This window comes from Burkholderia sp. BCC1988 (assembly GCF_905339895.1).
Classification (GTDB): domain Bacteria; phylum Pseudomonadota; class Gammaproteobacteria; order Burkholderiales; family Burkholderiaceae; genus Burkholderia.
In genome coordinates this window covers 216,637-227,931 of sequence record NZ_CAJPHA010000013.1, presented here as the reverse complement: position 1 = coordinate 227,931, position 11,295 = coordinate 216,637, and the positions used below count along the sequence as shown (strand labels likewise).

Genomic DNA, 11,295 nt, shown 5'->3' with positions numbered 1-11,295 from the left:
TCGCGCGGCCGATACGATCACTACGTCCGTCATTTCCGTTTCCTCCGGGCCCGCACGACACGGCGCATCGCTACCGGCCCTGTTAAAAAAACTGCGGTGCATCGGACAGCGTGCGCCGCTGTCCGGTTTTCGTCAATCGCGCTGCAATACGTAGCGACCCGGCGCCGGCTCGATCACCGGGAACTGCTCGCTCCCGGGCTTGGCGGGCGGCGCGACCTTGCGGCCGCCGTACTGGTCGAGCCACTCGACCCAGGTCGTCCACCAGCTGCCCGGCTGCTCGGTCGCACCGGCAAACCAGTCGTCCGCCGATGCGGGCAGGTCGCTGTCGTTGACCCAGTAGCTGCGCTTCTTCTTCGCCGGCGGATTGATCACGCCCGCGATGTGACCCGACGCGCCGAGCACGAACTTCAGCGGGCCCGTCAGGATCGACGTCGATGCGTAGGCCGTCTGCCACGGCACGATGTGATCCTCGCGCGACCCGTAGATGAAGGTCGGCACGTCGATGCGCGACAGGTCGACGGATTCGCCGCACACCGTCAGCGCACCCGGCACGCGGAGCTTGTTCTCGAGATAGGTATTGCGCAGGTACCACGCGTACATCGGCCCCGGCAGGCTCGTCGAGTCGCTGTTCCAGTACAGCAGGTCGAACGCGGCGGGCGTGCGGCCCTTCAGGTAGTTGTCGACGACGTAGTTCCACACGAGGTCGTTCGGCCGCAGGAACGAGAACGTGTTCGCGAACTCGACGCCGCGCATCAGCCCCGGCGCGGCGCCGTTCTTGCCGCCGATGGTCTGCTCGCGCATCTGCACGTGCGCCTCGTCGACGAACACGTCGAGGATGCCGGTGTCGGTGAAGTCGAGCATCGCGGTCAGCAGCGTCATCGACGCGGCCGGATGTTCGCCGCGCGCGGCGAGCACCGACAGCGCGGTCGCGAGCATCGTGCCGCCGACGCAGAAGCCGAGCGTGTTGATCTGCTCGCGGCCGCTGACCTGCTGCACGGCGTCGATCGCCGCGAGCAGCCCTTCGTTCATGTAGTCGTCCCACGTCTTGTGCGCGACCGACGCATCGGCGTTGCGCCACGACACGAGGAACACCTGATGACCGCTCGACAGCGCATGCGCGACGAGCGAATTCTCGGGCTGCAGGTCGAGGATGTAGAACTTGTTGATGCACGGCGGCACGATCAGGAGCGGCCGTTCGAACACCTTGTCCGTCTTCGGCGCGTACTGGATCAGCTGGATCAGGTCGTTCTCGTAGACGACCGCGCCTTCGGTACACCCGAGGTTCTTGCCGACCACGAACTGCGATTCGTCGGTCTGCGAAATTTTGCCGCGCTGCAGGTCGCCGAGCAGGTTCATCATCCCCTGCCGCAGGCTTTCGCCCTGCGTCTCGAGGATCGATTTCTGTGCGTCGGGATTGAGGGCGAGGAAGTTGCTCGGCGCCGCGGCGGCCGTCCATTGCTGAACGGAGAAACGGATGCGTTCGCGCGTCTTCGGGTCGGTCTCGAGCGCGTCGGCCAGCTCCTGCAGGTAGCGCGCGTTGAGCAGGTACCACGCGGCCGCGAATGCATGCGCGGGCGACGCCTTCCAGGCATCCCCGCTGAAGCGGCGGTCCTTCAGTTCAGGCGACTCGAGCTTCGCGGCGGCGGCCTGCTGCATCAGCGTCATGCAGTCGCGCGCATAGTCGGCCTGCAACTTCTGGAGCCGTTCGGGCGGGATCGCGGCTACCGGCAGCTTCAGCCCCGCGAACGGCGATGCCAGGCCGCCGAAGGCGCCCAGATCGGGCATCGACGGCATCTGGAACGGCACCGATGTCGGGAACTGGAATGCGGCGAATGGATTCGCGCTGGTCGACGCCGTTGCGGCGCGCGCAGGATCGGCGAAACCGCGCCACGCGTTCAGCCATGCCTCGAACATCTGCTGCATCGGCTGGGCAGCCTGGCCGAATCCGGTGCTGCCCGTGGAAGTGCCCGCCTGAGCGGACGTCGACGAATTTTTCGATGCTGTCATTACCTGCCTTACCGGTGATTCGTGAGCGTCAATCGTGAAATCCTGCTCGCGCGCGGCGTGCCGGTTGCGAGCCGGGCCGTCATGCTCTGGAGAGGCGTCTCCAGATTCTGCCGCAGTGCGGTATTTTTATCATTATCGTTTTCCCCATGTGAAGCGCTGCATCAAACCGCTGAACATTTCTGCTCGAAGATAATCCGCGCGCAACAGGCGGGACAAGGCTTCCGGCGAAACATAAAACATTTTGATTGACTTGACTTCGCGATTATTCATTCGGTTGTCCATGCAACGCCGCATTGCCGCGCCAATATCAAGATAACCCGATTTTGCAACGCAGCAAACCGAGCACGCAAGCACGCGCGGCGGGCCGCGGTCAATCGTCAATCGGCCAGCCAGATCGCCGCCGCCATGCGGCCCGTCACGCGATCGCGCCGGTACGAATAGAAGCGCGCGGGTTCAGTGACCGTGCACGCGCGCCGGCCGCTCACGTGCGCCACGCCTGCGCGCGCGAGACGCAGGCGCGCGAGCGCATGGAGATCGGCGAGGTACTTGCCGGGCGCGCCGTCGATCGCGACGAACGCTCGCCGCGTCTCATCATGCTCCGACTGCGGAGCGGTGTCGAGAAACGCCTCGCGCACGTCGGCGCCGACTTCGAACGCCTGCGGGCCGATCGCGGGCCCGAGGTACGCATGCAGCGCATCCGTCGCGCCGCCGGCGAGCGCCGCGACGCGCGCCGCGGTCTGCTCGACGATGCCGGCCGCGAGCCCGCGCCAGCCTGCGTGCGCGGCGCCCACCGCCCGGCCCTGCGCATCGCACAGCAGCACCGGCAGGCAATCCGCGACCATCACGACGCAGACCGCCCCCGTGCGGTCGGTCACGCTCGCGTCGGCCTGCACGGGCGCCGAGGCAGCCGGCGCGGCCTCGATCACCTCGTCCGCACGCACGACCTGCGCGCCGTGAACCTGCTCGAGCCATGCCGCGCGCGCCTGCCCCGCCAGCGCGAGCAGGCGCGCGCGATTCGCCGCGACATGGGCCGGATCGTCACCGGTATGCAGGCCGAGGTTCATCCCGCCCGGCAACGCGGCGCCGTCCTGCCAGCGCCCGTACGGGCCTTCGCTCACGCCGCCGTCGCGCGTCGTGATCAGCGCACGCACGCGCGGCGCCACCTGCCAGTCGGGCTGCACGCAGTCCTGCCACGTCAACGGCGCCAGGTTCGTCATCGGCACTCACTCCTCCTCATCGTCGTAATCGTCGTCGTGATCCTCGTCGTGATCCCGATAATCGCCGGCGAAATCGTCATCGTCGTAGACACCGTCTTCATCGTCGAATTCCTCGTCGCCCTGCCCGAAGCCCAGCGCCGCGACGAGCGCGTTCATGTCGTCCGGCAACGGACAGCGCCACTGCATCGTCTTGCCCGTGACCGGATGCACGAGGCCGAGCCGCCATGCGTGAAGCGCCTGCCGCGCGAACCCGTCCGGCAGCGGCGCGACCGAGCGCTTGCCGCGCGCGCGCCCGTACACCGGATCGCCGAGCAGCGGATGCCCGACATGCGAGCAATGCACGCGGATCTGATGCGTGCGGCCGGTTTCGAGGTCGCACTGGATCGCGGACACCGGCTGACGTTGCCACATGCATGTGTCAACCGTGCGGAAATGCGTGCGCGCGGGCTTGCCCGACGCGCCGGTGACGACGGCCATGCGCGTGCGCTCGCGCGGATCGCGGCCGATCGGCGCGTCGATCGTGCCGTCCTCGGGCATCGTGCCCCACACGAGCGCGAAATAGCGGCGCTTCACCGTACGCGCCTGCAGCTGGCGCACGAGGTCGGTCTGCGCGGCGAGTGTGCGCGCAACCACCATCAGGCCGGACGTCTCCTTGTCGAGCCGGTGCACGATGCCCGCGCGCGGCAGGCCGGCCGCCGCGTCGCCGTAGCGGTGCAGCAGGCCGTTGAGGATCGTGCCGCTCCAGTTGCCGGCGGCCGGGTGGACGACGAGGCCCGCCGGCTTGTTGATGACGACGAGCGCGTCGTCCTCGTAGATCACGTCGAGCGGCACCGGTTCCGGCGTGAACGCCAGCTGCTCCGGCAGCAGGTCGGGCACGAGCTCGATCCTGGCGCCGAGCGGCACCGGCTGGCGGATCTTCGCCGGCGCGCCGTCGACCAGCACGCGTTGCGCCTCGATCCAGCTCTGCAGGCGGCTGCGGGAGAATTCGGGGAACAGTTGGGCGAGCGCCTTGTCGAGGCGTTCACCCGCCAGCGACAGCGGCACTTCGACGACGCGCGGCGCCTCGTCGGCCGCCGCGGACGGCACCACAGGCGGCTGCATCGCGCCTGCAGCCAGATCGTCATCGGGGGAATCCCCCGAGGCAGCGTCGGCGGGCCGATCGCTTGGGCTATAATCTTCGCGATTTGACTTGCCCCGCGGGGCATTCTGCGAACTTGAACGGGTCATTTAGACTGGGTCACCGAGACTTGAAGCTAGGACATGCGAGCATGATGAATTCGACCAAACGTACGGCCAAAACCGTCGCCGCCCGAGCTGCGGTGGTAGCGGCCGCGGCCCTCATCGCCGGCTGCCACGGCTTGCCGCAGAAGCAGGACGAGACGGCTACCTGGTCGAACAACAAATTATACTCAGAGGCCCAGGACGCACTGTCCGGCGGCGACTGGGGCAAGTGCGCGAAATATTTCGAATCGCTGCAAGGCCGCGATCCGTTCGGCCATTTCGCGCAACAGGCGCAGATCAACGTCGCGTACTGCAACTGGAAGGACAACGAAGCGGCAGCCGCCGACCAGGCCGTCGACCGCTTCATCCAGCTGCACCCGGATCACCCGGATATCCCGTACGCGTACTACCTGAAGGGGATGATCCACTTCAACGACGATCTCGGCCTGTTCGGCCGCTTCTCCGGCCAGGACATGAGCGAGCGCGATCCGCAGGCACTGCGCGAATCGTACGACGCGTTCAAGGTCGTCGTCGACCGCTACCCGAAGAGCAAGTACGCGCCGGACGCCGCCGCCCGGATGCGCTACATCGTCAACGCGCTCGCGTCGCACGAAGTGCACGCGGCCGACTACTACTATCGGCGCGGCGCCTATGTCGCGGCGATCAACCGCGCGCAGCTCGCGATCAAGGACTACAAGGGCGCGCCGGCGATCGAGGACGCGCTGCACATCATGATCCTGTCGTACGGCAAGCTGAACCAGCCGGAGCTCGCGGAAGACACGAAGCGCGTGCTCGCGGGGACTTTCCCGGACAGCCCGTACATCACCGGCCACTCGCGCCCCGGCACGAAGAAGTCGTGGTGGCAATTCTGAGCGACGCCCGTGCATCAATAAAAAACCCGGCCATCGAGCCGGGTTTTTTATTGGTGCCGCCCGTAGCAGGCGGCGGTGCGGTCATGCGCGTTTTTCCGCGCGGTGCTCGTCGAAAAAGTCCTGCACGACCGCGATCTCGCGGGTGCGCTTGAACGGCGGCAGGCTCTGCCAGATCCGGCGGCCGTAAGGCTTGTCGACGAGCCGCGTGTCGCAGATCATCAGCACGCCGCGATCGGTCTCCGCGCGAATCAGGCGGCCCGCACCCTGCTTCAGCGTGATCACGGCCTGCGGCAGCTGGTGAACCGCGAACGGGCTCAAGCCCTTCTTGGTCAGCGCGTCGAGCCGCGCGGCCAGCACCGGATCGTCGGGCGGCGCGAACGGCAGCTTGTCGATCACGACGAGCGACAGCGCGTCGCCGCGCACGTCCACGCCTTCCCAGAAGCTCTGGCTGCCGACGAGGATCGCATTGCCGTACGAACGGAAGCGGTCGAGCAGCTCGGTGCGGCTGGCGTCGCCCTGCACCAGCAGCGGCATGTTCCAGCCACGCGACTCGATCACGTCGCGCAGCTTCGACGCGATCCGGTCGACCGCGCGCAGCGTCGTGCACAGCATGAAGACACCACCGCCCGATGCCTCGATCGCCAGCAGCGCGGCATCGAACACGGCGTCGGTAAACGCCGGCGACGACGGCTGCGGCAGGTTGCGCGGCACGTACAGCAGGCCCTGCGTCTGATAGTCGAACGGGCTCGCGAGCGTCATCGAGCGCCGCGAGCTGAGCCCCATCTGGGCCGCGTAGTGCGTGAAGTCGCCGCGCACCGACAACGTCGCCGACGTAAAGACCCACGCGCGCGGCACGCCGGCGCGCTGCTTCGCGAAAATCGGCGCGACCGACAGCGGCGTTTCGTGCAGCTGGACGGTATGCGCGAACACCTCGACCCAGCGCACCTTCTCGTTCGGGTCGTCGGCGCCCGCCTTGTCGCCTGCTGCGGCGGCGTGGGCCTTCGCGGCCGCTTCCGCCGCACCGGGCGCGACCCAACCCGCGAGCAGGTCCTGCAGCTCGCGGGCGCGCCGCAGGCACGCGCCGAGCGATTCCGCCCGTTCGGCCTGGCTCGCAAGCGCCGAGGCAAGCGCATCGAGCGCCACTTCGAGCGCATCGAGCGCGCCGAACATCGGATGATCGTCACCCAGTTGCGCGAGCGACATGCGCACGATCTGGTCATTCGCGAACGCGAGGCGCAGGTCGCGCGCCGCACGTTCGAGATCGCCGCCGAGCTTCACCCACTCGACCGCATCGCGCGCATGGCTCAGGCCCTCGGCGACCGTGTCGCGCGCGAGTTCGAGGATTTGCGTGGTCGACAGCGTCTCGCCGAAGAACAGCGTGGCCGTTTCCGGCAGCTGGTGCGCTTCGTCGAAGATCACCGTGTTCGCGTTCGGCAGCAGTTCGGCCATCCCGGTGTCGCGCAGCATGATGTCCGCGAAGAACAGGTGATGGTTGACGACGACGACGTCGGCCTGCTGCGCCTCGCGCCGCGCCTGCATCACGAAGCATTCCTTGTAATGCGGGCACTCCTGGCCGAGGCAGTTGTCGCGCGTCGACGTAACCATCGACCACACGGGCGCCGTCTCCGGCACGCTCGCGAGTTCGGCCTTGTCGCCGCTCTTCGTGATCTTCGCGAAGCGGACGATTTCCTGCAGGTACGCGGTGTCCTGCCGCGACGGCAGGCGGCCGTTGTCGGCCGTGCGCTGCAGGTAGTAATGGCACAGATAGTTCGAGCGGCCCTTGAGCATCGCGACCGTCACCGGCACCGCGAGCGCGTTGCGCACCGTCGGGATGTCGCGCTGGAACAGCTGGTCCTGCAGGTGCTTCGTGCCGGTCGACACGATCACCTTGCCGCCCCACAGCATTGCGGGCACCAGGTATGCATAGGTCTTGCCGGTACCGGTGCCGGCCTCGACGATCAGCGTGTTGTCGCCGGCGTCGGTGTCGGCGGCTGCGCCGTCCGCGGCGGACTCGGCCGCCTGGTCGCCTTCGCCGAGGCGCCGCGCCGGCCGCTTGCGGGTCTCGAAGATTTCCGGCTCGGGCATCCGGCGCGCGGACGCCTCCATCGCGGACGCGACCGCGCGCGCCATTTCGATCTGCGACTGGCGCGGGTGATAGCCGTCCAGCGCGCGCGCAAGCAGTCCGCCTTCGCCGAAAATCGTGTCGAGTTCGTCGACGCGCTTGCGGCTCAGCTCGAAGGTGCCTTCGGGCGCACGAACGCGCCCGGCGGACGACGCGTCACGCCGGGCATCGGGGTTGGCTTCAAGCGGTGAATTCAAGGCAAGCGTTCCTGTGTCCAGCGCCCGGGCGGCGCCGGCGCTTGCCAGGCCGCGCTCAGGCGCGCTTATCCGGTTCCAGCTGCGATTGCAGCAAAATGATTTTGTCCTTGGCCGCCAGCTTTTCCTTCTTCAGCCGGTGCAGCGTGATGTCGTCGATGTCGGAGTGTCCTTCCTTCAGCTCGATCTCCCGAGCGAGCTGCTGGTGCTGCTCCTGCAATGCTGCCAAACGGTTGTGCAATTCCTGCTGCTGTTCCGTGGGACGGTTTTGCATATGCGCCTCCTCATCGAAGCAGCGCGCCGACTGGCGTGCCGGCACGCACGAGACTGACTCCGGATCAATCCAACACGTTACTGCCCCTGCTGTTGCTGCTGCTTGGCCTTGTCGGCCGCTTCCTGCTGACGCCGTTCGACATCGGCCTTGTGCTGGGCGGCTTCCTTCTGCTTCTGCTCGTAGCGCGCGGCGTTGTCCGCCCGCTCCTGCGCCTTCTGCGCGCCCTGCTGGCGCGCCTGGTCGAGCTTGTGCTGAAAATCCGCCTGCTTCTGGTCGTATGCCTGCTTGTTCGCGGCGCGCTGCGGCCCTTCCGCGCCACGCTGCGCCCGCTTCAGTGCATTCTGCTCCTGCTTGTCGCGGAACGCAGCCGCGTTCGCCGCATCGTTCGCCGCGCGCTGCGGCGCTTCCGCCGCATTCTGCGCCTGCTTCAACGCCTGCTGCTGGTCGCGTTGCTGCGCCCGCACCGCGCGCTGCTCGTCGTCGAGCGCGAGCTGCTCCTGACGGATGCTCGCCCGCTCCTCGCGCATCCGGTCGCGCGCCACGCCGAGACAGTGATTGACGAAGAACTTGCTGTAGCAATCGTGCTCCGCCACGGCATAACGATAATCGTTTTCCGCGGAACGTTGATTGAGCACTTTTTGGCGGGCGTCAAAATCCTGCGTGGCGGAGGCTGCAACGGGCGCGGCGACGGCGGCGTCCGGCGCGGTTGCGCCCGATGCCTGTGCGTACGCGACGGTGGACCCGGCGGACAAAGCCGCGGCAAGCGCTGCGCCGAGCGCGACGAGAGAAATGCGGGAAGTTGGCAACGTCGTAGGAAAGCTGCGGGACATGTGTCAAATTCTATCACCCCCGGCTGGACGCTCCGCCATTTATGGCAAAATGCCCCGCTTCACTCACCCGCGGCATCTGGTCCGGCGGGCCCGTCTCGCAGCCCGCCGCGCGGTCTGCCGGCCCGCGCCGCGATTTCAGCAGGCAGATCATCCACGACATGACGGAAACCGTAGCACTCAAGATCGTACAGCGCATCGCCACCGAACTGTCCGTCCAGCCGCGCCAGGTCGCGGCGGCAGTGCAACTCCTCGACGAAGGCTCGACCGTTCCGTTCATTGCCCGGTACCGCAAGGAAGTGACCGGCAACCTGGACGACACGCAGCTGCGCCAGCTCGAGGAACGCCTCCTGTATCTGCGCGAGCTCGAGGATCGCCGCGCGGCGATCCTGTCGAGCATCGACGAACAGGGCAAGCTGACCGACGAACTGCGCGCCGCGATCGACGCGGCCGACAGCAAGCAGGTGCTCGAAGACCTTTATCTGCCGTACAAGCCGAAGCGCCGCACGCGCGCGCAGATCGCCCGCGAAGCCGGCCTCGAGCCGCTCGCGCAGGCGCTGCTCGCGAATCCGCTGCTCGACCCGCAGACGGAAGCCGCCGCCTACGTCGATGCCGACAAGGGCGTCGCCGACGTGAAGGCCGCGCTCGACGGCGCGCGCGACATCCTGTCGGAACAATTCGGCGAAACCGCCGAACTGCTCGGCAAGCTGCGCGACTACCTGCACAGCCAGGGCGTCGTGTCGTCGGCGGTCGTCGAAGGCAAGGAAAACGAGGAAGGCGAGAAGTTCCGCGACTACTACGACTATGCGGAAACGATCCGGACCGTGCCGTCGCACCGCGCGCTCGCGCTGTTCCGCGGCCGCAACGCCGGCGTGCTGACCGTCAAGCTCGGCCTCGGCGAGGAACTCGACGCGCAGGTCCCGCATCCCGGCGAAGCGATGATCGCGCGCCATTTCGGGATCGCGAACCAGGGCCGCCCGGCCGACAAGTGGCTGTCCGACGTGTGCCGCTGGTGCTGGCGCGTGAAGGTGCAGCCGCACATCGAGAACGAACTGCTCACGCAACTGCGCGAAACGGCGGAAGCCGAAGCGATCCGCGTGTTCGCCCGCAACCTGAAGGACCTGCTGCTGGCCGCGCCGGCCGGCCCGAAGGCCGTGATCGGTCTCGACCCCGGCCTGCGCACGGGCGTGAAGGTCGCCGTGGTCGACCGCACCGGCAAGCTGCTCGCGACCGATACGATCTACCCGCACGAGCCGCGCCGCGACTGGGACGGCTCGCTCGCGAAGCTCGCGCGCATCGCCGCGCAGACGCAGGCCGAGCTGATCAGCATCGGCAACGGCACCGCTTCGCGCGAAACCGACAAGCTCGCAAGCGAGCTGATCTCGAAGCACCCCGAACTGCGGCTGCAGAAGATCGTCGTGTCGGAGGCCGGCGCGTCGGTCTACTCGGCGTCCGAGCTGGCCGCGAAGGAATTCCCGGAACTCGACGTGTCGCTGCGCGGCGCCGTGTCGATCGCCCGCCGCCTGCAGGATCCGCTCGCCGAGCTCGTGAAGATCGAGCCGAAAGCGATCGGCGTCGGCCAGTACCAGCACGACGTGAACCAGCGCGAACTCGCCCGCTCGCTCGACACGGTGGTCGAGGATTGCGTGAACGCGGTCGGCGTCGACGCGAACACCGCGTCGGTCGCGCTGCTCGCGCGCGTCTCGGGCCTGAACGCCACGCTCGCCCGCAACATCGTCGACTATCGCGACGCGAACGGGCCGTTCCCGTCGCGCGACCACCTGCGCAAGGTGCCGCGCCTCGGCGACAAGACCTTCGAACAGGCAGCCGGCTTCCTGCGCATCAACGGCGGCGAGAATCCGCTCGATCGCTCGTCGGTCCACCCGGAGGCCTACCCGGTCGTCGAACGCATCCTCGCGAAGATCAGCAAGCGGATCGACGACGTGCTCGGCAGCCGCGACGCGCTGGCCGGCCTGTCGCCGACCGAATTTGTTGACGAACGTTTCGGCCTGCCGACCGTGCGCGACATCCTGTCCGAACTCGAAAAACCGGGTCGTGACCCGCGCCCCGAATTCAAGACTGCAACGTTCCGCGACGGCGTCGAGAAGGTCTCCGACCTGATGCCCGGCATGCTGCTCGAAGGGGTCGTGACGAACGTCGCGGCATTCGGCGCGTTCGTGGATGTCGGCGTGCATCAGGACGGCCTCGTCCATGTATCCGCGATGTCGACGAAGTTCATCAAGGATCCGCACGAAGTCGTGAAGGCCGGCCAGGTCGTCAAGGTCAAGGTGCTCGACGTCGACGTGAAGCGTCAGCGCATTGCGCTGACGATGCGCCTCGACGACGAAGCGGCCGCGCCCGGCATGGCGCCGCGCGGCGGCCAGGATCGCGGCAACGCCGGCCGCGGCGGCAGCGCCCGTCCGCAGCGTTCGCGCGAACCGGAACCGGCCGGCGCGATGGCCGCGGCGTTCGCGAAGCTGAAGCGCTGAGCACGCGAAGGCTGTTGACGTATAAAAAACCCGCCGAAAGGCGGGTTTTTTATTGCTTCAGCGAGCGCGCAG

Annotated in this window: 9 protein-coding genes; 2 read left to right on the top strand and 7 right to left on the bottom strand. The window is 67.5% G+C overall.

The window, feature by feature from the left end; genetic code table 11:
- Positions 1–132 precede the first annotated feature (132 nt).
- The 4 genes from phaC to U4012_RS20335 all read right to left on the bottom strand — a co-directional run bounded on the left by phaC (position 133) and on the right by U4012_RS20335 (position 4,451).
- A complete protein-coding gene (phaC, locus tag U4012_RS20350; protein WP_044848892.1) occupies positions 133–2,007 on the bottom strand; it encodes a class I poly(R)-hydroxyalkanoic acid synthase in 1,875 nt (624 codons plus the stop codon).
- A 132-nt stretch (positions 2,008–2,139) separates the two neighbouring features.
- Positions 2,140–2,388, bottom strand: coding sequence for a hypothetical protein (locus U4012_RS20345; RefSeq protein WP_321801033.1), 249 nt, complete (start codon positions 2,386–2,388; stop codon positions 2,140–2,142).
- Positions 2,385–3,224: a peptidoglycan editing factor PgeF gene (gene pgeF, locus U4012_RS20340; protein ID WP_321801031.1), complete on the bottom strand. Its 840-nt coding sequence runs from the start codon at positions 3,222–3,224 to the stop codon at positions 2,385–2,387. Before pgeF ends, U4012_RS20345 begins: the two co-directional genes overlap by 4 nt.
- 6 nt (positions 3,225–3,230) lie before the next feature.
- Complete coding sequence (locus tag U4012_RS20335) at positions 3,231–4,451, bottom strand: RluA family pseudouridine synthase (protein WP_124486310.1); 1,221 nt, start codon at positions 4,449–4,451, stop codon at positions 3,231–3,233.
- A gap of 41 nt (positions 4,452–4,492) precedes the next feature.
- Between U4012_RS20335 and U4012_RS20330 the strand changes: the two genes are divergently transcribed.
- On the top strand, positions 4,493–5,317 hold the full coding sequence (locus tag U4012_RS20330; protein WP_044848889.1) for an outer membrane protein assembly factor BamD: 825 nt from the start codon (positions 4,493–4,495) through the stop codon (positions 5,315–5,317).
- Positions 5,318–5,398: 81 nt separating this feature from the next.
- On the opposite strand, the gene U4012_RS20325 is transcribed toward U4012_RS20330, so the two are convergent.
- The 3 genes from U4012_RS20325 to U4012_RS20315 all read right to left on the bottom strand — a co-directional run bounded on the left by U4012_RS20325 (position 5,399) and on the right by U4012_RS20315 (position 8,737).
- Positions 5,399–7,636 (bottom strand): ATP-dependent DNA helicase, encoded by a 2,238-nt coding sequence (locus tag U4012_RS20325; protein WP_321801027.1) that lies wholly within the window; start codon positions 7,634–7,636, stop codon positions 5,399–5,401.
- A gap of 55 nt (positions 7,637–7,691) precedes the next feature.
- The gene (locus tag U4012_RS20320; protein ID WP_006755091.1) at positions 7,692–7,907 is read right to left on the bottom strand and encodes a YdcH family protein; all 216 of its coding nucleotides are present in this window, start codon (positions 7,905–7,907) and stop codon (positions 7,692–7,694) included.
- Between the two features lie 77 nt (positions 7,908–7,984).
- Complete coding sequence (locus U4012_RS20315; protein WP_044848887.1) at positions 7,985–8,737, bottom strand: hypothetical protein; 753 nt, start codon at positions 8,735–8,737, stop codon at positions 7,985–7,987.
- Between the two features lie 158 nt (positions 8,738–8,895).
- Between U4012_RS20315 and U4012_RS20310 the strand changes: the two genes are divergently transcribed.
- Entirely contained in the window at positions 8,896–11,223 is a 2,328-nt protein-coding gene (locus U4012_RS20310) for a Tex family protein (protein ID WP_321801024.1), read from the top strand.
- Positions 11,224–11,295 lie beyond the last annotated feature (72 nt).

Excerpts from the sequence above, each read along its gene's own strand:
- phaC (WP_044848892.1), bottom strand. The coding sequence starts at position 2,007 with ATGACAGCATCGAAAAATTCGTCGACGTCCGCTCAGGCGGGCACTTCC.
- U4012_RS20330 (WP_044848889.1), top strand. The coding sequence starts at position 4,493 with ATGATGAATTCGACCAAACGTACGGCCAAAACCGTCGCCGCCCGAGCT.
- U4012_RS20310 (WP_321801024.1), top strand. The coding sequence starts at position 8,896 with ATGACGGAAACCGTAGCACTCAAGATCGTACAGCGCATCGCCACCGAA.
- pgeF (WP_321801031.1), bottom strand. The coding sequence starts at position 3,224 with ATGACGAACCTGGCGCCGTTGACGTGGCAGGACTGCGTGCAGCCCGAC.
- U4012_RS20320 (WP_006755091.1), bottom strand. The coding sequence starts at position 7,907 with ATGCAAAACCGTCCCACGGAACAGCAGCAGGAATTGCACAACCGTTTG.
- U4012_RS20315 (WP_044848887.1), bottom strand. The coding sequence starts at position 8,737 with ATGTCCCGCAGCTTTCCTACGACGTTGCCAACTTCCCGCATTTCTCTC.
- U4012_RS20335 (WP_124486310.1), bottom strand. The coding sequence starts at position 4,451 with ATGACCCGTTCAAGTTCGCAGAATGCCCCGCGGGGCAAGTCAAATCGC.